Origin of the sequence: Cellulomonas oligotrophica (genome assembly GCF_013409875.1) — a bacterium.
In the GTDB taxonomy this organism is placed as follows: Bacteria; Actinomycetota; Actinomycetes; order Actinomycetales; family Cellulomonadaceae; genus Cellulomonas; species Cellulomonas oligotrophica.
The window spans coordinates 2,508,954-2,531,310 of sequence record NZ_JACCBK010000001.1 but is presented as its reverse complement, the minus strand read 5'-3'; the positions used below and the strand labels follow the sequence as shown (position 1 = coordinate 2,531,310).

Annotated in this window: 24 protein-coding genes and 1 riboswitch; of the genes, 10 read left to right on the top strand and 14 right to left on the bottom strand. The window is 75.0% G+C overall.

Annotated features, from left to right (window positions below; translation table 11 throughout):
- Positions 1 to 13: 13 nt before the first annotated feature.
- Positions 14 to 2,953 (bottom strand): aminomethyl-transferring glycine dehydrogenase, encoded by a 2,940-nt coding sequence (gene gcvP / locus BKA21_RS11490; RefSeq protein WP_140459255.1) that lies wholly within the window; start codon positions 2,951 to 2,953, stop codon positions 14 to 16.
- A gap of 189 nt (positions 2,954 to 3,142) precedes the next feature.
- A riboswitch (glycine riboswitch) is annotated at positions 3,143 to 3,253 on the bottom strand.
- Between the two features lie 97 nt (positions 3,254 to 3,350).
- Complete coding sequence (locus tag BKA21_RS11485; RefSeq protein ID WP_170209019.1) at positions 3,351 to 3,812, bottom strand: MarR family winged helix-turn-helix transcriptional regulator; 462 nt, start codon at positions 3,810 to 3,812, stop codon at positions 3,351 to 3,353.
- A 45-nt stretch (positions 3,813 to 3,857) separates the two neighbouring features.
- Between BKA21_RS11485 and BKA21_RS11480 the strand changes: the two genes are divergently transcribed.
- The 5 genes from BKA21_RS11480 to BKA21_RS11460 all read left to right on the top strand — a co-directional run bounded on the left by BKA21_RS11480 (position 3,858) and on the right by BKA21_RS11460 (position 7,939).
- Complete coding sequence (locus BKA21_RS11480) at positions 3,858 to 4,691, top strand: alpha/beta fold hydrolase (RefSeq protein WP_140459253.1); 834 nt, start codon at positions 3,858 to 3,860, stop codon at positions 4,689 to 4,691.
- A 65-nt stretch (positions 4,692 to 4,756) separates the two neighbouring features.
- Positions 4,757 to 5,236: a WapI family immunity protein gene (locus BKA21_RS11475; protein ID WP_140459252.1), complete on the top strand. Its 480-nt coding sequence runs from the start codon at positions 4,757 to 4,759 to the stop codon at positions 5,234 to 5,236.
- A gap of 57 nt (positions 5,237 to 5,293) precedes the next feature.
- Positions 5,294 to 6,304: an aldo/keto reductase family protein gene (locus BKA21_RS11470; RefSeq protein ID WP_140459251.1), complete on the top strand. Its 1,011-nt coding sequence runs from the start codon at positions 5,294 to 5,296 to the stop codon at positions 6,302 to 6,304.
- Between the two features lie 220 nt (positions 6,305 to 6,524).
- Positions 6,525 to 7,550 carry a TerC family protein gene (locus BKA21_RS11465; protein ID WP_140459250.1) on the top strand — a complete coding sequence of 342 codons (1,026 nt, stop codon included), beginning with the start codon at positions 6,525 to 6,527 and terminating at the stop codon, positions 7,548 to 7,550.
- Entirely contained in the window at positions 7,547 to 7,939 is a 393-nt protein-coding gene (locus BKA21_RS11460; RefSeq protein WP_308439080.1) for a MarR family transcriptional regulator, read from the top strand. Before BKA21_RS11465 ends, BKA21_RS11460 begins: the two co-directional genes overlap by 4 nt.
- A gap of 33 nt (positions 7,940 to 7,972) precedes the next feature.
- Here the strand turns inward: BKA21_RS11460 and BKA21_RS11455 are convergent, their stop codons facing one another.
- The 6 genes from BKA21_RS11455 to BKA21_RS11430 form a co-directional block, all read right to left on the bottom strand.
- A complete protein-coding gene (locus BKA21_RS11455; RefSeq protein WP_179625359.1) occupies positions 7,973 to 9,358 on the bottom strand; it encodes a glycoside hydrolase family 10 protein in 1,386 nt (461 codons plus the stop codon).
- 246 nt (positions 9,359 to 9,604) lie between these two features.
- On the bottom strand, positions 9,605 to 10,069 hold the full coding sequence (locus tag BKA21_RS11450) for an ACT domain-containing protein (RefSeq protein ID WP_140458303.1): 465 nt from the start codon (positions 10,067 to 10,069) through the stop codon (positions 9,605 to 9,607).
- Positions 10,066 to 11,184, bottom strand: coding sequence for a lactate/malate family dehydrogenase (locus BKA21_RS11445; RefSeq protein WP_140458302.1), 1,119 nt, complete (start codon positions 11,182 to 11,184; stop codon positions 10,066 to 10,068). The genes BKA21_RS11450 and BKA21_RS11445 overlap by 4 nt, the downstream gene beginning before the upstream one ends.
- An 88-nt stretch (positions 11,185 to 11,272) precedes the next feature.
- Complete coding sequence (locus tag BKA21_RS11440; protein ID WP_140458301.1) at positions 11,273 to 11,821, bottom strand: hypothetical protein; 549 nt, start codon at positions 11,819 to 11,821, stop codon at positions 11,273 to 11,275.
- 1 nt (position 11,822) lies between these two features.
- Positions 11,823 to 12,107, bottom strand: coding sequence for a hypothetical protein (locus BKA21_RS11435; protein ID WP_140458300.1), 285 nt, complete (start codon positions 12,105 to 12,107; stop codon positions 11,823 to 11,825).
- A 73-nt stretch (positions 12,108 to 12,180) separates the two neighbouring features.
- Positions 12,181 to 12,552 carry a TFIIB-type zinc ribbon-containing protein gene (locus tag BKA21_RS11430; RefSeq protein ID WP_140458299.1) on the bottom strand — a complete coding sequence of 124 codons (372 nt, stop codon included), beginning with the start codon at positions 12,550 to 12,552 and terminating at the stop codon, positions 12,181 to 12,183.
- 148 nt (positions 12,553 to 12,700) lie between these two features.
- Between BKA21_RS11430 and BKA21_RS11425 the strand changes: the two genes are divergently transcribed.
- Entirely contained in the window at positions 12,701 to 14,065 is a 1,365-nt protein-coding gene (locus BKA21_RS11425; protein WP_140458298.1) for a glucose-6-phosphate dehydrogenase, read from the top strand.
- Between the two features lie 40 nt (positions 14,066 to 14,105).
- Here BKA21_RS11425 and BKA21_RS11420 read toward each other — a convergent pair whose 3' ends face one another.
- Genes BKA21_RS11420 through BKA21_RS11410 form a run of 3 tightly spaced genes read right to left on the bottom strand, consistent with a single transcriptional unit; the run spans position 14,106 to position 16,367 of the window.
- Positions 14,106 to 15,281 carry a pyridoxal phosphate-dependent aminotransferase gene (locus tag BKA21_RS11420; RefSeq protein WP_140458297.1) on the bottom strand — a complete coding sequence of 392 codons (1,176 nt, stop codon included), beginning with the start codon at positions 15,279 to 15,281 and terminating at the stop codon, positions 14,106 to 14,108.
- Between the two features lie 31 nt (positions 15,282 to 15,312).
- Positions 15,313 to 15,813: a low molecular weight protein-tyrosine-phosphatase gene (locus tag BKA21_RS11415; protein ID WP_140458481.1), complete on the bottom strand. Its 501-nt coding sequence runs from the start codon at positions 15,811 to 15,813 to the stop codon at positions 15,313 to 15,315.
- Between the two features lie 23 nt (positions 15,814 to 15,836).
- Positions 15,837 to 16,367: a GNAT family N-acetyltransferase gene (locus tag BKA21_RS11410; protein ID WP_140458296.1), complete on the bottom strand. Its 531-nt coding sequence runs from the start codon at positions 16,365 to 16,367 to the stop codon at positions 15,837 to 15,839.
- A 113-nt stretch (positions 16,368 to 16,480) separates the two neighbouring features.
- Here BKA21_RS11410 and BKA21_RS11405 point away from each other — a divergent pair, with 113 nt between their 5' ends.
- The 4 genes from BKA21_RS11405 (at position 16,481) to BKA21_RS11390 (ending at position 20,700) form a co-directional block, all read left to right on the top strand.
- On the top strand, positions 16,481 to 17,236 hold the full coding sequence (locus tag BKA21_RS11405) for a 2-phosphosulfolactate phosphatase (protein WP_239073046.1): 756 nt from the start codon (positions 16,481 to 16,483) through the stop codon (positions 17,234 to 17,236).
- Between the two features lie 56 nt (positions 17,237 to 17,292).
- On the top strand, positions 17,293 to 18,177 hold the full coding sequence (locus BKA21_RS11400; RefSeq protein ID WP_140458295.1) for an NAD(P)H-binding protein: 885 nt from the start codon (positions 17,293 to 17,295) through the stop codon (positions 18,175 to 18,177).
- 67 nt (positions 18,178 to 18,244) lie between these two features.
- Positions 18,245 to 19,750 carry a DNA polymerase IV gene (locus BKA21_RS11395; protein ID WP_203793594.1) on the top strand — a complete coding sequence of 502 codons (1,506 nt, stop codon included), beginning with the start codon at positions 18,245 to 18,247 and terminating at the stop codon, positions 19,748 to 19,750.
- Positions 19,747 to 20,700, top strand: a complete 954-nt coding sequence (locus BKA21_RS11390; RefSeq protein WP_140458294.1) for an endo alpha-1,4 polygalactosaminidase — start codon at positions 19,747 to 19,749, stop codon at positions 20,698 to 20,700. Before BKA21_RS11395 ends, BKA21_RS11390 begins: the two co-directional genes overlap by 4 nt.
- Before the next feature lie 10 nt (positions 20,701 to 20,710).
- Here the strand turns inward: BKA21_RS11390 and BKA21_RS11385 are convergent, their stop codons facing one another.
- The 3 genes from BKA21_RS11385 to BKA21_RS11375 are packed head-to-tail and all read right to left on the bottom strand — an operon-like array spanning position 20,711 to position 22,349.
- Positions 20,711 to 21,487, bottom strand: a complete 777-nt coding sequence (locus tag BKA21_RS11385; RefSeq protein WP_140458293.1) for a hypothetical protein — start codon at positions 21,485 to 21,487, stop codon at positions 20,711 to 20,713.
- Positions 21,484 to 21,927 (bottom strand): hypothetical protein, encoded by a 444-nt coding sequence (locus BKA21_RS11380; RefSeq protein WP_140458292.1) that lies wholly within the window; start codon positions 21,925 to 21,927, stop codon positions 21,484 to 21,486. Before BKA21_RS11380 ends, BKA21_RS11385 begins: the two co-directional genes overlap by 4 nt.
- Complete coding sequence (locus BKA21_RS11375; RefSeq protein ID WP_140458291.1) at positions 21,924 to 22,349, bottom strand: hypothetical protein; 426 nt, start codon at positions 22,347 to 22,349, stop codon at positions 21,924 to 21,926. Before BKA21_RS11375 ends, BKA21_RS11380 begins: the two co-directional genes overlap by 4 nt.
- Positions 22,350 to 22,357: the final 8 nt, after the last annotated feature.

Genomic DNA, 22,357 nt, shown 5'->3' with positions numbered 1-22,357 from the left:
TCGGCGTTGCCGGTCACAGGTCGGCGTCCGCGAACGCCTCGACGGGCGGGCACGAGCAGACGAGGTTGCGGTCGCCGCGCGCGCCGTCGATCCGGCGGACCGGCGGCCAGTACTTGCCGGCGCGCAGCGAGGGCAGCGGGAAGGCGGCCCGCTCGCGGCCGTAGGCGTGGTCCCAGGCGTCGGAGGCCACCGACGCGGCCGTGTGCGGGGCGTTCCGCAGCGGCGAGTCCGCCAGCGGCCAGGTGCCGTCCGCGACCGCGTCGATCTCGCCGCGGATCGCGACCATCGCCTCGACGAACCGGTCGAGCTCGGCCAGGTCCTCCGACTCCGTCGGCTCGACCATGAGCGTGCCCGCCACCGGGAACGACAGCGTCGGCGCGTGGAACCCGAGGTCCATGAGGCGCTTGGCCACGTCCTCGGCCGTCACGCCCGTCTCCTTGGTGATCGGGCGCAGGTCGAGGATGCACTCGTGCGCGACCAGGCCGTTCGGGCCCGTGTAGAGCACGGGGAAGTGCGGCGCCAGGCGCGTGGCCAGGTAGTTCGCGGCGAGCACGGCCGTCTCCGTGGCCTGCTTCAGCCCGTCCGGGCCCATGAGCGCGACGTACGCCCACGAGATCGGCAGGATGCCGGCCGACCCCCAGGGCGCCGCCGACACGGGCGCGACCGGGCCGTCCGCCGCGGCCCCCGGCGTCGGGTCGCCCGGCAGGTAGGGCGCGAGGTGCGCGGCCACCGCGACCGGGCCGACGCCCGGGCCGCCGCCGCCGTGCGGGATGCAGAACGTCTTGTGCAGGTTGAGGTGCGACACGTCGCCGCCCATCTCGCCGGGGCGCGCGAGCCCGACGAGCGCGTTGAGGTTGGCGCCGTCGATGTACACCTGGCCGCCCGCGGCGTGCACGGCGTCGCAGACCTCGCGCACGTGCTCCTCGTAGACACCGTGCGTGGACGGGTACGTGATCATGATCGCCGCGACCCGCGGGCCGTGCTGCTCCAGCTTGGCGTGCAGGTCCGCCAGGTCGACCTCGCCGTCCGGGGCCGTCGCGACGACGACGACCTTGAGGCCCGCGAGCGCGGCCGAGGCCGCGTTGGTGCCGTGGGCGGAGGCGGGGATGAGGCAGATGTCGCGGTCGGGCGCACCCGGCGCGCGGTTGGCCCGGTGGTACGCGTGGATGGCCAGCAGCCCGGCGAGCTCGCCCTGCGACCCGGCGTTGGGCTGCACGGACACGGCGGCGTAGCCGGTGATCTCCGCGAGCCAGGCCTGCAGGTCCTCGACGAGCTCGGCGTAGCCCTGCGTCTGGTCGGCGGGCGCGTAGGGGTGGATGCTCGCGAGCTCGGGCCAGGAGATGGGCTCCATCTCGACGGTCGCGTTGAGCTTCATGGTGCAGGACCCGAGCGGGATCATCGTGCGGTCCAGCGCGAGGTCCTTGTCGGACAGCCGGCGCAGGTAGCGCAGCATCGCGGTCTCGGAGCGGTGCAGGTGGAACACCGGGTGGGTGAGGTACCCGCTGGTCCGGGAGAGGTCCGTGGGCAGGTCGGCCGGGCGGGGCTCGACGAAGCCGAGGTCGAAGCGGCCGTCGTCGTCGGGCAGCGTCGTGGTGCCCGCCTCGGCGAACGCGAGGAGGACGTCGAGCAGGTCCTGGCCCGTGGTCGTCTCGTCGCACGCGACCTGGACGTGATCGGCGTCGGGGGCCCAGAGGTTGACGCCGCGCGCGGCGGCGGCCGCGACGACGGCGGCCGCGCGGCCCGGCACGTGCGTGCGGACGGTGTCGAAGAAGTCGGCGTGGACGACGTCGACGCCGGCGTCGCGCAGCAGGTCGGCGAGGCCGGCGGCGTGACCGTGCACGCGGCGGGCGATCTGCCGCAGCCCGTCGGGTCCGTGGTAGACGGCGTACATCGACGCGACGATCGCGAGCAGCGCCTGCGCGGTGCAGATGTTGCTGGTGGCCTTCTCGCGGCGGATGTGCTGCTCGCGGGTCTGCAGCGCGAGCCGGTACGCGGGCGCTCCGTCGGCGTCGACGGACACCCCGACGAGCCGCCCGGGCAGGGTGCGCTCCAGGCCGGTGCGGACGGCCATGAACGCGGCGTGCGGGCCGCCGCCGAACAGCGGGACGCCGAACCGCTGCGCGGAGCCGACGGCGACGTCGGCGCCGAGCTCGCCGGGCGTCGTCGCCAGCGTGAGGGCCAGCAGGTCCGCGGCGACGGTGACGAGCGCACCGCGCTCCTTGGCGGCGGCGACGACCGGGCGCAGGTCGCGCAGCACGCCGGACGCGCCGACCTGCTGCACGACGACCCCGACGAGGGGCCCCTCGACCTCGGGCAGCCCGGCGGACAGGTCCGCGACGACGACCGGCAGGCCCACGGCCTGCGCCCGGCCGAGCGTCACGGCCAGCGACTGCGCGTACAGCTCGCTGTCGAGCACGACGGTGCCGGTGGTGGCCCGGGATGCGCGCCACATGAGCGCGACGGCCTCGGCGACGGCGGTGGCCTCGTCGAGCAGCGACGCGTTCGCCACGTCCAGGCCCGTGAGGTCGGAGACGACGGTCTGGAAGTTGAGCAGCGCCTCGAGCCGGCCCTGCGAGATCTCCGGCTGGTACGGCGTGTAGGCCGTGTACCAGGCGGGCGACTCGAGCACGTTGCGGCGGATCACGGCGGGCGTGACGGTGCCGGAGTACCCCTGGCCGATCATCTGCCGCATGACCCGGTTGCGGCCGGCGAGCGCGCGCAGGTCGGCGAGCACCTGCTCCTCGGACCGGGCCGCGGGCAGGTCGAGGGGGCGGTCGGTGCGGATAGACGCGGGCACGGCGGCGTCGACGAGCGCGTCGAGGGAGTCGTACCCGACGGCCGCGAGCATGCGGGCCGTCTCGTCCCCGCGCGGGCCGATGTGCCGGTCCGCGAACTCGGCGGCGGCCGGGGAGTGCGTCACGGGCGCCGCGGGGCGCTGGTCGAGGTCGGTCACGGGGTGCTCCAGGGGTCGTCCGGCGCGTGCCGGAACGGTCAGGGGCTCCCCGCTCTGTCATCCGGCCGCGCACGGCCGACCTGAGAGATTTGCCGGTCCGCCATGAGCCGCCGCCGCGAGGGCGGAGGGCTCCGGGGCGCGCCGGCTTGCACCGTCGGTGGGCGCCTGGGCGCCGCTTTCCAGAGTTGCCTCGCCACGGCGGTACGTGGGCCTGAGAGATTCCCGGGGAGGGTTGCTCCTTCGGCGCCCCGCACCGGGCCCCGAGGGGCGCGTCGACGGGGACTCTCCCGCCGCGGTTCGAGCAGCGTGTTCAGTTGTGCGGTCCGCGGTCAGGGTACGGCACCCGTGTGTCGTGCGGGTTGCCCGCCCGGGACCGATCGCGGGGGTGCCGCCCGGGTCAGTCCCGTCCCGCGACGATCGCGGTCTGCTCGGTGGTGATCTCGACGGAGCGCTCCAGGTGGCGGGCGAGGAACCGCAGCTCCTCGAGCGTGTAGCTCGCGTAGAGCTCCTGGAACGCCTGCCCGATGCCGGCGTAGACGTCCTCGCGCTCGGCGAGCCCCTCGGGCAGCACGGAGACGACGACCCGGCGACGGTCGGACGGGTCGTGCTCCCGGCGCACCAGGCCCGCCCCGGACAGCCGGTCCACCACGCCCGTGACGGCGCCCGAGGTGACGTGCAGGCGCGCCATGAGCGCACCCGCGGTCTGGGGCCCTTCGCGCAGCAGGATGCTCAGCGCCTTCATGTCGGTCACGCCGAGCCCGTACCTGGCCGCCGCCACCTGCTGGAAGAGCGCCGTCTGGGTGGCCTCCTGCTCGCTGAGCACCTGCAGCCGGCTCGTCAGCTCGTCACGCTCGGTCACCGGTACATCTTGCCACCTCATCATCTTAGTCAATAAGATAAATCCATGAGCCTGCCCCTCGCCACGACCACCGTCGACGCCGCGGACGGCACGACCCTCGCGCTCCGGTCGGTCGGGAGCGGCCCCGACGTGCTGGTCGTGCACGGCGCGATGCAGTCGGGCCAGAGCCAGCGCGACCTCGCCGTGCTGCTGGCGGACCGGTTCCGCGTCCACCTCCTCGACCGTCGCGGCCGCGGGGCGAGCGGCCCGCTCCCGGTGCCGCCCACCCCGGCCCTCGCGGTCGCCGACCTGCGGGCCGTGCTCGACGCGACCGGGGCCGGCCGGGTCGTGGGGATCAGCTCGGGCGCGCTGGTCGCCGCGCGCGCCGCGCTCGAGGACGAGCGGATCACCAGGCTCGTGCTGTTCGAGCCGCCGCTGCCGGTCGACGGCTCGATGCGTCTGGACCTGGCCGACGAGCTCGTCACCGCCGTCGCCCGCGGCGACCTCGCCCGCGCCGCGGCGATCGGGATGAAGGTGGCCGAGATGGGGCCGCCGTGGATGTTCGGCCTGCCGCTGCCGGTGCTGGCCCTCGCCTCGCGCGCCATGCTCCGCTCGCCCGAGCGCCGGCGCATGGTCGAGGCGCTGCCGGAGGACTTCGTGGTCGTCGCCGCGAACGCGGACCGCGCCCACGACTTCGCCGCGATCCGCGCCAGCACGCTCCTCGTCGACGGGACCGCGACCCGCCCCTACCTCCGCCTGGCCGTCGCGACCCTCGCCGCGACGATCCCGGGCGCGAGGCACGTCGAACTGCCCGGGCAGTGGCACAGCGTCACGCAGAACTCCGACGAGTACGGCCACCCGGAGCTCGTCGCCCCCGCCCTCGCCACCTTCCTGGCGTAGGACGGCGCGGCGTCCCCACGGGTGCGGGTCGTCCACCGGCCGGCCGGACCCGGCATGCTGGAGCCGTGCTGCTCACCTGCGACGACGGAACCGTCGTCGACCTGCGACCGGTCGGGTGGGAGAACCCCGAGGCCCCCGCCGACGACCCCGTCGACGCGGACTGGCTGCTCGTGCGCGGCGACGTGCAGCTCCCTGACGGGACGGCGTGGTCGTTCACCGACCCCGCGCTGCTTCTCGACGAGGCGCGCGCGCTCGGCCGGTGGTTGCGCGAGGCTGCCGCCGGGCGGGTGCGCGTCGAGCCCACACCCGGCCGTCCGACGGACCGGGAGCAGTTCCTCGAGCCCGTGCTCGGCACGAGCCTCGCCCACCACGTCGGTGGCGGTGTCACCGTCCGGGTCCACCTGGCCCACGAGGCGAGCCCGCCGGGTCACCCCGACCCCTCGGCCGGCGTGACCGTGACGCTCCGCACGACGCCTGCGGCGCTGGTCGCCGCCGCCGACGCGTGGGACGCGCAGACCGACGAGGTCGTCGCCGCCCGCACCTGACGGCCGGGCGTGACGCCCGGGTGCGCGCGGGTGGACGGGAGGTGCTGGGATGGGGGGATGGAATTCCGTTACCTCGGCAACAGCGGTCTCAAGATCTCCGAGATCACCTACGGCAACTGGCTCACGCACGGCTCGCAGGTCGAGAACGACATGGCGACGCGGTGCGTGCGCGCGGCGCTCGACGCCGGCATCTCGACGTTCGACACCGCGGACGTCTACGCGAACACCAAGGCCGAGTCCGTCCTGGGCGAGGCCCTCAAGGGCGAGCGGCGTGAGTCGCTCGAGATCTTCACGAAGGTCTACTGGCCGACCGGGCCCGGCGGCAAGAACGACACGGGCCTGTCGCGCAAGCACGTCATGGAGTCGATCAACGGCTCGCTGACCCGCCTGCAGACCGACTACGTCGACCTCTACCAGGCGCACCGGTTCGACACCGAGACCCCGCTCGAGGAGACGATGCAGGCGTTCGCCGACATCGTGCGCCAGGGCAAGGCCCTCTACATCGGCGTCTCGGAGTGGACCGCGGACCAGCTGCGCGCCGGTCACGCCCTCGCCAAGGAGATGGGCGTGCAGCTCATCTCGAGCCAGCCGCAGTACTCGATGCTGTGGCGCGTCATCGAGGACGAGGTCGTGCCCGCCTCGCGCGAGCTCGGCGTCTCGCAGATCGTCTGGTCGCCCGTCGCGCAGGGCGTGCTGACCGGCAAGTACAAGCCGGGCCAGCAGCCGCCGGCCGGGTCGCGCGCCACGGACGAGAAGGGCGGCGCGAACATGATCAAGCGGTTCATGAACGACGACGTCCTCACCCGTGTGCAGGGCCTGGCGCCGGTCGCGGACGAGCTGGGCCTGTCGATGGCGCAGCTCGCGGTGGCGTGGGTGCTGCAGAACGACAACGTGGCCGCCGCCCTGATCGGCGCGTCGCGCCCGGAGCAGGTGCAGGAGAACGTCAAGGCCGCGGGCGTGCGCATCCCGGCCGAGCTGATGACCCGCATCGACGAGGTCCTCGGCGACGTCGTGGAGCGCGACGCGGCCAAGACCGCGGAGACGGCCCCGAAGGGCCGCGTGGCCTGACGGCGCAGCATCCGGCGCCCGGCAGCCACTTGCCGCCGGGCGCCGGGCGCTCCCCGGTTGACGGAACAGGTGAACCAGGGTTCACTTTTCGCACGTGGAGGGGAGTATCCCCCGACGCTGCGTCGTCACGACGGCCGCCCCGACGGCGGTCCGGTGCAGCGGGCCCGCACAGCGGGTCGGGAGAGACCTCCGGTTGGTGCTGACGACCGGAGGAGTGCTCATGGACGTGCCCGTGTGGATCTGGCTCGCCGTGCTCGGCGCGATCGTGCTGATGCTGGCCATCGACCTGTTCGCGCACCGGCGTGCGCACGTCATCCACGTGCGCGAGGCCGCGCTGTGGTCGGCGGTCTGGGTGGGCTGCGGCGTCGGCTTCGGCGCCCTCGTGTGGCACTACGGCGGTGCCGTCGCCGGCCAGCAGTACTTCGCCGGCTACCTCATCGAGAAGTCCCTGGCGGTCGACAACGTCTTCGTCTGGGCGATCATCTTCACGTACTTCGCCGTGCCCCGGGAGCTGCAGCACCGCGTGCTGTTCCTCGGCGTGCTCGGCGCGCTCGTGTTCCGCGGGATCTTCATCGCCGGCGGCGCCGCCCTCATCGAGAGCTTCGGCTGGGTGCTGTACCTCTTCGCCGCGTTCCTGCTGTACACCGGCTACCGCATGCTGCGGACCCGCAACGACCACCTCAACCCCGAGGACTCGCGCGCGTGGCGCCTGTTCCGCCGGACCGTGCCGATGACCGACGCGTTCCACGGCCAGCGCCTGCTCGTCCGCCGGAACGGTGCGCTGCTCGCCACGCCCCTGCTCGCGGTGCTGATCCTCGTCGAGGTCACCGACATCGTGTTCGCCGTCGACTCGATCCCGGCGATCTTCGCGGTGACCGACGACGTCTTCCTGGTGTTCACCGCCAACGCGTTCGCGATCCTGGGCCTGCGCGCGATGTACTTCCTGCTCGCCGACCTCATGCACCGCTTCATCTACCTCAAGGTCGGCCTGTCGTTCGTGCTCATCTGGGTCGGCGTCAAGATGCTGCTCAAGATCGACCTGTTCTACATCCCGACGTCGGTCTCGCTGGCCGTCATCACGACCATCCTCACGGTGTCGATCGGTGCGAGCCTGTACGCCACGCGCGGTCAGGGTCGCCGCGCCCTCGCCGAGCCGACCGACCCGCCGTTCCACGTCGCCACCCCCGAGGAGACCGCGATGCTCGAGCCCGTGTTCCGCCGCGCACGGACCACCGCACCCCGGTGACCGGCACGCCCGGGACGGCCGACGCCCCCGCTCCCCCTGCCGACGAGGCGGGCGGGGCGACGGGACCGACGCCGCCCGGGCGTCCGGCACGGTCCTCGTGGACCTTCCTGACCAACCACGCGCACGTCCTGCTCACGGTCGCCCGCAAGCCGGACGTGCGCGTGGCCGACCTCGCGGCCCGGGTCGGCATCACCGGCCGGGCGGCCCTGCTGGTGCTGCGCGACCTCGAGGACGCCGGCTACCTGCGCCGCGAACGCGTCGGGCGTCGGACGCGGTACCGCGTGCAGGAGCACCGGCCGCTGCGGCACCCGAACGAGGCGTCCCACGAGGTCGACGAGCTGATCGCCGTCTTCACGGACCGACAGGACGACGGCGCCCGCGGGGGGTAGCGGTCACCGTCGTCCCGTCGGCAGGTCAGCCCGTCAGGAGGCCGAGCAGGTCACCGACGGCCACGTCCAGTTGCCGTTGTGCTGCACGGTGAAGCCGAACGACACGGTCTGACCGGCCGCCAGCGCACCGCTGCCGTTGGGCACCATCGTCATCACGTTGCCGGAGGAGTCCCACGACGGGGTGCCGCTCCAGGTCGCGATGATCTTCTGCGGCGAGCGCACCGTGACGGTCGAGCGCCAGCTGTTGATGGCCGAGTTGGCCCGGATCGTGACGACGCCGTTGAACCGGTCGCCCCACTTCTCACCCTCGGAGTACGTCGCGGTGCAGCTCCCGCCACCGGTGGGCGGCGGCGTCGTCGGGCCGGGCGTCGGCGTCGGGTTGGGGTTGGTGGTGCCGCCCGCGTTCAGGGCGTTGAGCACGCTCGTGTAGGCGGCCTTCTTGTTGCCCGAGCCGTCGAACAGCAGCGGGGTGCCCGAGGCGCGCCACGAGTCGGTGTCACGCACGCCCCAGACCGTGATGCCCGTGCAGCGGGCGACGGCCAGGCACGCCTGCACGATGCCCTGGTACTGCTGCGCCTGCGAGGAGCCGGAGCCCTCGATGTCGAGCTCGGTGATCTGCACGTCGACGCCCAGCGCCGCGAAGTTCGACAGCGTGGTGTGGTAGTTCGACGGGACGGGGTTGCCCGAGTTGAAGTGCGCCTGGAAGCCGACGCAGTCGATCGGGACGCCGCGGGACTTGAAGTCGCGGACCATGTTGTACACGGCCTGGGTCTTGGCGTGCGACCAGTTGTCGGTGTTGTAGTCGTTGTAGCAGAGCTTGGCGTTCGGGTCGGCGGCGCGGGCGGCGCGGAACGCGGCCTCGATCCAGTCGTTGCCCGTGCGCTGCAGGTTCGAGTCCCGGCGGGCACCGGACGAGCCGTCGGCGAAGGCCTCGTTCACGACGTCCCAGGAGTGGATCTTGCCCCGGTAGTACGTGGCGACCTGGGTGACGTGGTTGAGCATCGCGTTGCGCAGCGCCGTGCCGGACATGTTCTGCATCCAGCCCGGCTGCTGGGAGTGCCACGCCAGGGCGTGACCGCGCACCTGCTTGCCGTTCTGCCGGGCCCAGTTCACGATCCGGTCGCCCTGGGTGTAGCTGAACTGCCCCTGCGACGGCTCGGTGGCGTCCATCTTCATCTCGTTCTCGGCCGTGATCATGTTGAACTCACGGTTCGCGATCGTCGAGTACGTCGAGTCCGACAGCCGGCTCGCCGCGATCGCGGTGCCGAAGTACCGCCCGCTCTCGCCCGCAGCAGCCTGCAACGTGCTGCCCGCAGCAGCCGCCGGCAACGCCATCGTCACCGCCAGTGCAGTCGCGGCCAGGCCGCCCACGAACGCGCCCAGCCGGCGACGTCGGGTCCTCAGGTCGGGGTTCGTCATCGATCCCTCCTCAGTGGTGGAAGCGCCGGCAGCGGCCGGCGCGCCTCACCCTCGGGGCAGGGCCGCGACGGGGTCAACAGATCGATCGCGAACAGATAGTTTCGATGCCTCGCCCGAAACGTTTCTTCACTCGTACGGGTGACATGTGGACGTTCTCAACGGGTTGAGCAGGCCCTCAGCGGCTACCTCACGGGAGCTCGCGACAGCCGCAAGCGGCATCCGTTGCCGAAAGTTTCGCGTCGGTGCTCAGGCGTACGGCGGCTGGATGACCGTCGCGTCGCGCGTCGCCCCCGCGGCCCGCGCGGCGTCGACCGTCAGCTCGACGTCGACCAGCGGACCCTCGACCAGCAGCGGCTCGCCGTGCCCCGTCTCCCCCGACCACCGCACCGCCGCCCGCGCGGGCGGCACGAACGTCACACCGGCCGGCAGGTGCACCACCGCGGCGGCGCGCACCCCCAGGTCCTCCGCACGACGCACCAGCACCGAGCGCACCTGCGGCAGCCGCTCGACCGTGCGGGCCAGCAGCCGCGCCCGGCGGTCCCCCGCGCGGAACGTCACCACGATCAGCCCCGCGTCGTCGTGCACGTCTCCGGTCGCCATGGAGTCCACGTTCACGCCGCGCGTCGCGAACACGCCCGCGAGCGCCGCGACGCTGCCCGTGCGGTGCTCGGCGCGCACGAACCCGACCCAGCGGACGTCGTCCTCGGTCATGCCCGGACCTCCTGCGGTGCGTGGAGCCCCGCACCGGCCGGCACGGGGTCGAGCCAGGGCGCCGTGGCGGCGTCGATCGCGGCGGCGGACTGCGCGAGCCGCGCGTCCTCGTCGGGCGGCAGCGGGTCGAGCAGCACGCGCGACCACCCCTCCGGCCCGAGCACCACGGGGACGCCGAGGACACCGTGCGCGGGTGCACCGCCGACGGTCGCCTCGCCGTCGAGCACGACCTGACCGGCGACGACGATGTCGCGGCCGTCGAGGATCGTGTCGAGCAGGTCGATGGTGGCCGAGGCGGTGCCGGTGGCGGTCTTCGCACCCGACTGGTGCGTCATGAAGGGGCGCATGACGACGCGCAGGTCCGGCGGCCACGAGTCGATGAGCGCGAACGCCTCGCCGATGTCCTGCGACGCGACGGCGATGAGCTCGGCCTTGGCCGCCGCGATCTCGTCGGGGAACGTGCCCAGCGTGCGGGGGCCGCGCAGGCGCGCGACGGCCCGTTCGCGCTCGGCGACGTCGAGGCCGCTGATCCGCACCGTCGACCACAGCGGCACCGCGTCCTCGCCGTGCTGCCCGCCGACGAACCCGCCGACGCGGTGCCGGCGCACCCCCAGCTGCACGGCCAGCTCGCGGCGGAACCGCAGCGTGTCCAGCCACGCACCCATGCCGATGACGCGGTGCCGACCCAGCCGCTCGGCCATGATCGCGACCGCCAGCTCGACGGGGTTGGACACCACGACGACGACCTCGCTGCCGGACCCGTGCTCGGCGAGCGCGTCGGCGTAGGCGCGGAAGACCGCGGCGTTGTCGGCGGCCAGGCCCGCCCGGCTCGGCGGCAGCCCGTCGTTGCGGGGCGTCACGGTGCGGCCCGCGGCCACCACGACCACGTCGGCGACGACGTCCGCGGGGTCGAGCGCGACGTCGAGCATGGGTGCGTGCTCGTCGTAGGCGTCGATCAGGTCGGCCCGCAGGCCGTGCACCGCCCGCCCCGACGCGCCGCCCGGGCGCCCGACGAGCTGCAGCCGCGACGTCGTCGGCAGCAGCTGCCGCTCCACGAGCTGCGTGCACACCTGTCGCCCGACGTCACCCGTCGCCCCCAGCACCGCCACGTCCATCCTGTGAGACTACGGACGGCACGTGTCGCGCACGTTGCACGTCCCGCCGACCGGGTCCCCACCACCCACGGACTGGACGTCGCGCGGGTCAGGACCCTGCGGGTGCCCGTCCGGCGTCGAGCGCCCAGGCGACGAGCCGCGCGTTGCGCAGCGCCCGCTCCCGCAGGCGGTCGAGCTCGTACGGGGTCCACGTGACGCGCGCGGGGGCGCGGGGGAAGTACTGCGGCAGGACCGCGGCGGTGAGCATCGCGTGCAGGCGGTCGGACACCCGCCCGCGGTCGCCGAGCGGCAGGGCGAGCGTCGTCGCGACGTCGGTCGCCAGGTTCCAGACGTCGAGCAGCGCGGCGGCCGGCGGCGGTGCGCCCACCCGGGCCACCCAGCGGCGGGTGACGTCGACGTCGACCGGCTCCGCGACCTCGGGCCGGGCGTCCTCGTCGCGGCCCGTCCGCGCGTACACCCACGCCGTGCACGCCGCCACCGTCGGCCAGACGAGCAGGGCACCGTCGTGGACGAGCAGGGCGTCCGACCCGTCGGCGAACGTCTCCGTCCAGACGACCCGCGGCCGCCCGTCGGCGAGCACGGGCGACGGCCCGCCCCACGCACCGAGCCGCAGCGACGGCCCGTCGGGCGTCGTCACGTCAGGCGGGACCGGGTGTCCCGGCGGGGCCGGCGGGCTCGTCCTCGGGCACCGGGCGCGGGGGTGTCAGAGGCGGGAACGTCGCCCCGATCGCGTAGCCGGCACCGATCGCGAAGGCCACGGGTACCCAGCGCGGGTGGTCGAGCAGCAGGATCATCGGGGTGATCCCGACGAGGTTGCAGGCGATGCGGGACCACGTGCCGTACCGCAGGACCACGAAGCGCGACGCGTGGCCGAAGGCCAGCGAGACGAGAGCCGCCGCGGCGACCGCGAGGAAGAGCTCCACGCGGGGACCCTAGCGGTCGGCGTCGGCCCGCCCACCGGGACCGTCCACAGCGGCACCCGATCGGGCGACGGCGTCAGAAGTCGAAGATGTCCTCGAGCCAGGAGTCCTTCTTCTTGCGCTTGCGGCCGTCGTAGCCGTACCGGGGGTCGCGCGGGTCACGGCGGCGGTCGTCGTACCGCGGGTCGTAGCCGGTGGCGCGCGGGTCGGGTGCCGGGTAGACGGGACGCGGGTCGGGCGACCCGTACACCGGACGGGGGTCGGGGGCCGCGGCGCCGGGGACGGCGCGGGGGTCCACACCGCCGACGGGCGTGGTCGCCGCGCGGTCGAGGATCTTGTCGAGCTCGCCGCGATCGAGCCAGATGCCGCGGCACACGGGGCAGTAGTCGATCTCGACGCCCTGGCGCTCGGACATCACGAGCTGGGCCTGGTCCACGGGGCACTGCATGGCCCGCTCCTTCCGTCGGCTGGCACGAACCTACTCGACGCGCGGGACGCGGCGGGCCTGATGAGGATGGAGGCATGACCCCCACGCACCTCCAGACCTGCACCGCGCCTGGCCGGCCCCGCACGCCCCGGACCACGGGGCGGCGCCGGTGACCGCGGGCGTCGTCGTCCTCGGGGCCACCGGCGACCTGACGGCCCGGTACCTGCTGCCCGGCCTGGCCCACGTCGCGCAGACGGTGCCGGGCGGGCTGCGGCTGGTCGGGGTCGCGAACGACGACCTCGACACCGCGGGCTTCCGCGCGCACGTGCACGGGGCCGTGGCCCGGTACACGCCCGACGGTCCCGACCCGGAGGTGGCGGCGCTCGTCGACGCCGCAGCGTGGGTGCGCGGCGACGTCACCGACCCGGCGACCCTGGCGGCGGGGATCGCCGCGGCCGGGGTCGACGACACCGACCCGCTGGTCCTCTACCTCGCCCTGCCCCACGGGCTGTTCCGGCCCGTGGTCGAGGCGCTGGCGCAGGTCGACCTGCCGTCGGGCCTGCGGGTCGTCGTCGAGAAGCCCTTCGGCTCCGACCTCGCGGGCGCGACCGCGCTCAACGCCGCGCTCGGGCGGCTGCTGCCGGAGGACGGGGTTTTCCGGGTCGACCACTTCCTGGCCAAGCAGACCGTGCTGAACCTGCTGGGACTGCGGTTCGCCAACCGGGTCCTCGAGCCGCTGTGGAGCAGCGCCCACATCGAGTCCGTCGACATCGTCTTCGACGAGACCGTCGACGCCCAGAGCCGCGCGGCGTACTACGACCGGTCGGGTGCGCTGCGCGACATGGTGCAGAACCACCTGCTCCAGCTGCTGACGTACGTGGCGATGGAGCCGCCCACGTCGACGTCGCCGGCGGACCTGGCGGCCCGCAAGGCCGACGTGCTGCGTGCCGTGCGCACGCCCGACCGCGATCACGTCGCCCGGTGGACGCGCCGCGGCCGGTACACCGCGGGCACCGTGGCGGGACGTGCCGTCGACGCCTACACCGACGCCCCCGGCGTCGACCCGGCCCGCGGCACCGAGACGTACGCCGAGGTGACCCTGCACGTCGACACGTGGCGCTGGGGCGGGGTGCCGTTCCGGCTGCGGACCGGCAAGGCCCTCGCCGCGGACCGGCGGGAGATCGTCGTCCGGTTCCGCGAGGTCCCGCACCGCGTCTTCGCCGGCGAGGCCCCGGCGCGCAACGAGCTGCGTCTCCAGCTCGACCCCGACCGGATGTCGCTCGACCTCAACGTCAACGGCATCGGCGACCCCTTCGCGCTCGAGACCGTCACGCTCGACACCGAGCTCGCCCGGCAGGACCCCACGCCCTACGGGCAGCTCCTGCTCGCCGTGATCGACGGCGACACCCGCCTGTCGGCGCACGCCGCCGAGGCCGAGGAGGGCTGGCGCATCGTCGAGCCCGTGCTGGCCGCGTGGGCGGACGACGTCGTGCCGCTCGAGGAGTACGCCGCGGGCAGCGACGGGCCCGCCTGAGGCGCCGGGTCCCCGGCCCGCGCGACGGGCCGGGGGCCGGTCAGAGGGTGCGCTGCCAGGCCACGATGCGGTCGACAGCCTCGGCGACGACCTCCGGCGCGGACGCGAACGACAGCCGCACCCAGTCGCGGCCGTGCAGCGGGTCGAAGTCCGTGCCGGGGGTCAGCGCGACGCCCGCCTCGTCGAGCAGCCGCGCGCACCACGTCACCGAGTCCAGGCCCGAGGCGGACACGTCGCCGTACAGGTAGAACGCGCCGTCGGCCGGGGCGACCGGGTCCCAGCCCAGGTCGGGCAGCCGCTCCAGCAGCAGCGCGCGCGAGGCCGCGTACCGCTCGACGTTCGCGCGGGCCGCCGCCATGCCCTCGGCGCTGAACGCCGCGACGCCCGCGTGCTGCGCGAGCGCCGGCGGGCACAGGGCCACGTTGCCCGCGAGCGCGTCGACGGGGCCCACGAGGTCGTCGGGCAGCACGAGCCAGCCCAGCCGCCAGCCGGTCATGGCCCAGTACTTGGAGAAGGAGTTCACGACGACGGCGCCGTCGTGCAGGTGCGCGGCGGCGGTCGCGGTGGCGGGGGTGCTGCCGCTCGCGTCGGGGTAGGTGATGCCGTGGTAGATCTCGTCGCTGACCAGGCGGACCCCGTGCGTCCCGCACCAGCGGGCGAGGGCGGTGAGCTCGTCGGGCTCGATCATCGTGCCGGTGGGGTTGGCGGGGCTGGCGACGACGAGGCCGTCGACGGGCCGGTCGAGGGCCTCGAGCTGGGCGACGGTCGGCTGGTACCGCTGCTCGGGGCCGCAGGGCAGGTCGACGACCTCGACGCCGAGGGCGGTGAGGATGTTCGCGTAGGCGGGGTAGCCGGGGCGGGCGAGGGCGACGCGGTCGCCGACGTCGAACGCGGCGAGGAACGCGAGCACGAACCCGCCGGACGACCCGGTGGTGACGGCGACGCGCGCGGGGTCGACGTCGACGCCGTACGTGTGCGCGTAGTGCGCGGCGATCGCGGCCCGCAGCCCGGGGGCGCCCAGCGACTCGGTGTACCCGAGGTCGCCGGCGGTGAGCAGGTCGACCGCCCGCTGGCGCACCACGTCGGACGCACCGGTGGACGGCTCGCCCGCGCAGAGGTTGAGCACGTGCTCGCCCGCGGCGCGGCGCGCGTTGGCGGCGGCGAGGATCTCCATCACGGCGAACGGGGGCACGTGCGCACGGCGGGCGACCTTCATGACCCCATCCTCTCGCTCGGCGCGGTCGCGGTCAGCCGCGGGCGGCGAGGGCCTCGCGGACGTGGGCGACGATGCCGTCGGCGGCGGCCTCGATCTCGGCGAGGGTGGTCTCGAAGCCGGCGTCGGGGCCGTACCAGGGGTCGTCGACGTCGAGCAGGTGCTCGGGCTGGTCGGGGCCGGGGGCCGCGGGGTCGAAGGTGCGCAGCATGCGGATGCGGCCGGTCAGGGCGGGGTCGTCGCCGGCGAGGCGGCGCAGCGCGCGGGCGTGGGCCGACGTCATGGGCAGCAGCAGGTCGCGGGCCAGCAGGTCGGACGCGCGGACCTGGCGGGCGTGGTGGCCCGTGCCGTCGTCGTACCCGTGCGCGCGCAGCACCGCGCGGGCGCGACGGTCCACGGGGTTGCCGTGCTCCTCGTCGCTGATGCCGGTGGAGTCGACGACGACGCGGTCGCCGAGGCCGGCGGCCTCGAACCGGTCGCGGAGCACCACCTCGGCCATCGGCGAGCGGCAGATGTTGCCGGTGCAGACCGTCATCACCCGGTACACGTCCTGCTGCGTCACGCCCGTCCCCGCTCTCCTCGGTCCGCCGCGAGCAGCACGCCGGTGCCGCCGACGAAGGTGATCCCGGCGAGCGTAGCCGCGCGACGCACCTCGACGAACCCGTGCCGGCGGTGCAGGGCGAGGGAGGGGCCGTTGCCGGCGTTGACGACGCTGCGTACCGGTCCGTCGGCGGCGAGGTCGCAGGTCAGCAGCGCGCGCAGGAGCCGGTCACCGGCGTGGCGTCGGCGCCACGCCGGGTGCACCGTCAGTGCGGAGACGTACCAGCCGTCCGGCACGTCGGTCGGGTCGACCCAGCGGGCGAGCATCGCCCAGCCGACGACCTCACCGCGTCGATCGGCCACGAGCACGTGCCGGGCAGGGTCCTGGGCCCAGGCCGCCACCTGGTCGCGGAACCCGGGTGCCCGCTCCCCCCGGGTGGCCGCGACAGACACGACCGCGTCGACATCGTCGGGGGCCGCGACGCGTACGACGAGAGCGGGGTCGGGCACGCCTCGCAAGTCGGGCCGGTGCTCGGCGAAGAGGGTCACCTGACCACTGTGCCCCCCTTTGACCTGTGGCGAGGGTGGTCACGGGGCGATCGGCGCCGCGTTCGGCGGCGAGGCGGGCGAAAGGCCTGGTCGGGGTGGGGTTGGATGGTGGCGTGGGGGATCAGGTGAGGGCACGGGTGCGGATGGAGTGGGGCCGCACGGGGGCGATGGCGCTGCTCGGCGAGCACGCGCCACGGTCGATGACGGTGGTCGTCGACGTGCTGTCCTTCGGCACCGCCGTGACGGTGGCGTGCGAGGGCGGGGCGCGGGTGCTCCCGGTGCCGTGGTCCGACCCGGCCGAGGCGGAGCGGCTCGCGGAGGCGACCGGGGCGGCGCTGGCCCGGCCCCGCGGGGACGGACGGCTGAGCCTGTCACCCGCGTCCCTGCGCGACGTGGGTGCGCAGCGGCTGGTGCTGCCGTCGCCGAACGGTGCCGCGATCACGCACGCGGTGGCCGGGACGGGGGCGCGGGTCGTCGTGGGGTGCCTGCGCAACGCGTCGGCGGTCGCGCGGGCCGCGGCGGCGCACCTGGACGCGGACCCCGCGCACGACGTCGTGCTCGTCCCGGCCGGCGAGCGGTGGACCGACGGCAGCCTGCGCCCGGCGCTGGAGGACCTGCTGGGCGCCGGGGCGGTGGCCGCGGTGCTGCGCGCGCACGGCACGGGCCTGTCGCCCGAGGCCCTCGCGGCGGCGGCGCTGTGGTCGGCGACGCCCGACGCGGCCGCGGCCGTGCTGGCGTCGACCAGCGGCCGTGAGCTCGTGCGCACGGGGTGGCCGCAGGACGTCGACATGGCCGTGGCCGTGGACGCGTCACGGGTGGTGCCGACGGTCGTCGGCACGGACGACGGCCCCGAGGTGCGGGCCGGCTGAGCGGCGCACCGGCGCCCGGCGGGCCGGTGGAACGGTTCAGGTCTAGCGTGCCGTCCATGGGTGTGATCGCGGTGACGGGAGCCACGGGGCAGGTAGGTCGACGGGTCGCCGAACGGCTCGCCGGCACGCGGGACGACGCGCAGCCGGTGGTGCAGCGGCTGCTCGTGCGGGACCCGAAGGCGATGGCCAGCGCCGCGGGCCGGGAGGTCGTCGGCGTGCAGGGGTACGCCGACACCGAGGGCATGCGGGCCGCGCTGGAGGGCGCCGACGACCTGTTCCTCGTCTCCGGGCGCGAGTCCGCCGACCGTGTCGCCGAGCACCGGGCCGCGATCGACGCGGCCGTCGCCGCGGGGGTGCGGCGCGTGGTGTACCTGTCGTTCCTCGGCGCCGCGCCCGACGCGACGTTCACGTTCGCGCGCGACCACTGGGCCACCGAGCAGCACCTGGCCGCGTCGGGGCTGCGGTGGACCGCGCTGCGCGACAGCCTCTACCACGCGGCCTGGCCGGCGTTCGTGGGCGACGACCTGACCATCCGCGGGCCGGCGGGCGACGGACGGGTCGCGAGCGTCGGGCACGGAGACGTGTCCGACGTCGTCGTCGGCGTGCTGCTCGCGGGCGACGCCTACGACGGGCAGGTGCTCGACGTGACCGGGCCGACCGCGCTGACCGTCGCGGAGGTCGCCGACACCGTCGGTCGGGTCACGGGCCGGCCGGTGCGGTACGCGCCCGAGTCGCTCGACGAGGCGTACGCGTCCCGGGCCGGGTACGGCGCCCCCGACTGGGAGGTCACCGGCTGGGTGACCTCGTACGCGGCGATCGCCGCGGGCGAGCTCGACGTGGTCAGCGACACGGTCGAGCGTGTCATGGGACGCCCGCCGCAGGACCTGGAGACGTGGCTGCGCGCGCACCCGGAGACGTGGCGCCACCTCGTGCGCCGGTAGGCCGGGGCGGCGGCCCGCTCGCGGCCCCGCGGTCGGCGGTGTCCCCGCGGCGACGGAGGATGGTGCGGTGGACCGGGGAGCAGACCGCGTGCAGCGGCTCGTGGACGCCGTGCGCGTGCGCGACGCCGCGACGGTCATGCACCTCGACGCCGACGCGTTCTTCGCCGCCGTCGAGCAGCGCGACAAGCCGTCGCTGCGCGGCCGCCCGGTGCTGGTCGGCGGGGTCGGGGGGCGCGGCGTCGTGTCCACCGCGTCGTACGAGGCCCGCCGCGACGGGGCCCGCTCGGCGATGCCCATGGCGCGCGCCCGGCGCCTGAGCCCCGCCGCCGCGGTGCTGACCCCGCGGTTCGCCGCCTACTCGGCGTACTCCGCGGTCATCATGGCGACGCTGCGCGAGCTGACGCCGGCCGTCGAGCCCCTGAGCATCGACGAGGCGTTCGCGGACCTCGCGCTCGCCGAGGGCGGCGCCCCCGACCCGCAGGAGGCCGGCGAGCGCGTGCGCGCCCTCGTCGCCGAGCGGACCGGGCTGACGGTGTCGGTCGGCGTCGGGCGGTCCAAGCTGGTCGCGAAGATCGCGTCCGACCTGCGCAAGCCCGGCGGCCTGGTCGTCGTGCGGCCCGAGGACGAGGACGACGTGCTGCTGCCGCTGGACGTGCGGACCATCCCGGGCGTCGGGCCCGCCACGGCGGCGGCGCTGGAACGGCTCGGGGTGCGCACCGTCGCCGACCTGCGCCGCCAGCCCCTCGACACCCTGACGATGACGCTCGGCGAGTCGTCCGGCACGAACCTGTTCCTGCTGGCCCGTGGCCTCGACGACCGGCCCGTCGTCGTGACCAGCGAGCGCAAGTCCGCCGGTGCGGAGCGCACGTTCGCGCACGACCTGTTCGGCCGCGAGCTCGTGCTGGCGGCCGTGGACGACGTGGTCGACGAGGCCCTGCAACGGCTCGAGCGGCACGGCGGCGCCACCCGGACCGTGGTGGCGAAGGTGCGGTACTCGGACTTCTCGACCGTGACGCGGTCGGTGACGTTCCCGCAGCCCACCGCGTCGGCGGCCGACCTGCGCGACGCCGCCCGCAGCGCGACCCTGGCCGCGGGCATCAACGACCCCGTGCGGCTGCTCGGGGTGTCGTTCCACGGTCTGTCCGCGCACGCGCAGCTCGCGCTGGACCTGCCGGGCGTGGCCGTCGAGCGCGGTACGGCGCCGGTGGCCCTCGACGACGAGGTGGGCGACGCCCGGCCCGCGGTCCGGGTGCGGCCGGAGCCGGGCACCGAGGCGTCCCGGGCGGACGCCGACCGGCCCGTCGTGGGCCGCCCGCTCGGCCCGGCGCCGTCCGGCCGCGCCCTCGACGTGACGAACGCCCGTCCCGGCCTCGACGTCGAGCACGCGACACTGGGACGCGGGTGGGTCGTGCACGTGCGCGGCCGGGAGGCGACCGTGCGGTTCGAGACCGCGCTGACGGAGCCGGCCCGCTCGCGCGTCGTCGACCTCGACGCCGACCCCCTGCTGCTCGTCGACCCCGTCGGCGTGACCCCGCCCGCCGCCGTCCCCGAGCACCTCCGGGAGCCCGCATGACCCCGCACCCCGCCCCGCACCGCGCCCGCCCGGCAGGACGCGTCCCGGCCCGCCGCGCGCTGGTCGGTCTCGTCGCCCTGCTCGCGGCCGCCGGCTGCTCGGGCACGCCGACGGGCACCGGCACGGTCGCCTCGCCGCCCGCCGCACCGGTCACGGCCTCCCCCACGACGTCCGTCGCGGCCACCGACGACGCCTCCCCCGTCGCCGACGCCGCTCCCCCGGTCGCGCTGCCCCCGTCGGGTGCCGTGTTCGAGTACCAGCTCGGCGGCGCGGACGAGCCCGCGGACGGCACCGAGGTCGTGATCCGCGACTCCACCGAGCCCCCGTCGGGCCGGTACGACGTCTGCTACGTCAACGGCTTCCAGACCCAGCCCGGCGACACCGAGCAGGTCATCCGCGACGAGCCCGAGCTCGTGCTGCACGTCGACGGCGAGCCGCTGCGCGACCCGGGCTGGCCCGACGAGGTCATCTTCGACGTCTCGACGCCCGCGCTGCGCGAGCGCGTCGCCGCACGCGTCGGCGCGACGATCGACGGCTGCGCCGCCGCGGGGTTCGACGCCGTCGAGATCGACAACCTCGACGCCTACACCCGCTCCGAGGGTCTGCTCGACGAGGACGACACCCTGGCGACCGCCGCGCTGCTGATCGACCGCGCGCACGCCGCCGGCCTGGCGTTCGCGCAGAAGAACACCGCCGAGCTCACGGAGCAGGTGCGGGCCCTGGGCGCCGACCTGGTGGTCGCCGAGGAGTGCGCCGCGTGGGAGGAGTGCGGGGTGTTCACGTCCGTCTACCCCGTGGTCCTCGACGTCGAGTACGACGCCGACGTGTTCGCCGCGGCGTGCGCCGCCCAGGCCGACAGCGGCACGCGCGACCCGCACCTGTCGGTGATCCTGCGCGACTACGACGTCTCCCCGCGCTCCGCCCCCGACGCCGTCCACGAGACCTGCTGACGCAGGCCGCTCACCGCCCCTGGACGGCCGCGCCCGTCTGCGTCACCAGCGTGAGGAAGAGCAGGCGCGGCGGCAGGACCGCGAGCGCGACCAGGTCGTCGCGCACGTCGACCCGCAGCGCGCCCGCCGTGCCCGCGACGACGAACCGCAGCGACGACTGCGGCGTGACCGTCACGATCTCGGTCCAGGGCTCGCGCCACAGACGGGCAGCGCGCTCGCCCGTGCCCGGGGGCGGCTCGGGCGGCGCGTCAGCGGACGGGCTCAGCCGGGCCTCGTAGTCCGCGCGTGGGACCTCCCAGGGCCCGAGGTCGAACGACCACGCGGGTCGCACGCCCGCCCAGGCGGCGAGGTACGAGACGAACCGGCTGGTCGGTACCACCCCCAGGCGCACGTGCCCGGCGGGGACGGGACTCTCGTCGGCCCCCGCCGACGCCGCCACGAGCAGCGACCGGCTGCTCGGCCAGGCGGTGAGCCGCCCCGGCCGCTCCCCGCGCGCGTGCGCCTCGAGGAACGTGACGCCGGCGCGCCAGTGGTCGCGCACGGCGTGCCCGAAGGGGGTGAGCGCGCGGCCGTCGTCGAGGAGCCCGGCAGCCCGCAGCGCCTGCGCCTCCGGGGACCCGGACGCGTCCCGCGGGACCCGTCCGCGCCGGTCAGCGCGCGCCACGAGGTCGAGGGCCGCGTCGGGCACGACGGGCCCGTCGCGCTGCTCCCCGCGACCACCCGTCAGCCCCGCGAGGTCCTCCAGGGGCTCCCCCGCCCAGGTCGAGGCCTGCTCGTCGGTCGTCATGCGTCCTCCGCGAACGTCGTGCCGGCGGCCAGGTCCAGGAAGAAGGGTTCGTGCCCCTCCAGCTGGTAGGTGGCGCAGCTCGCCACGAGGTGCACGTGGTGGCGCCCGGTCGCCCACACGTACTGCTGCACGGCCACCTCGGACTCCTCCCCCACGGGGTAGGTGAACAGCAGGCTGCGGCCCGGGTGGGCGCCGGAGGGCCACACGTCGCAGCTCACTAGCAGCGCCCCCGGGTGCTCCCCGACAGCGTTCGCCAGCGCCGCGGACGAGGCGTCCGTGATGGGCGCGGGCGACGGCAACGTCGTCAGCACGGCGTTGGCGCGGAACGCGGGCGACCCGGTCGGCGCCGCCACGATCACGCGGTGCTCCGTCTGCTCGAGCACCTCCCAGCCCTCCGGCACGGGGATCGAGGCGACCGCCGTACCCGTCCGTCCGCTCATGGCGTCCCCCTCAGTCGTGCGACCCACCTGCGCCGCGTCGTCACCCACCAGTGCCGTCGCCGGGCCCGCCGGCTCGTACGGACCGCGCGCCGGTCGGCCCGCTCGTGCTCGACCTGCAGCCGGAACCACCGCGGCATCAGCACCCGCGGCCACCACACAAGTCCCGCGACGCCGACCAGCCCCCACACCGTCGTCACGAGCAGGAGGGTACGGAGGACGGCCGGTGGGACGAGGGCGAGGAGGAAGCCCGCTATCGCCAGGACGATCAGCGCGCCACCCATGTGCAGGCATGCGAGCCCGGAGGCGAACAGCGCCCGCCCGCTCGCCGCCCACTCCCGCCGGCGGCCCGTGTACGAGAGCACGCCCATGCCGAGGAGGGCCGATCCGAGGAGCAGGACGAGCAGACTGGGCAGCGCGTCCACGGGTGCCG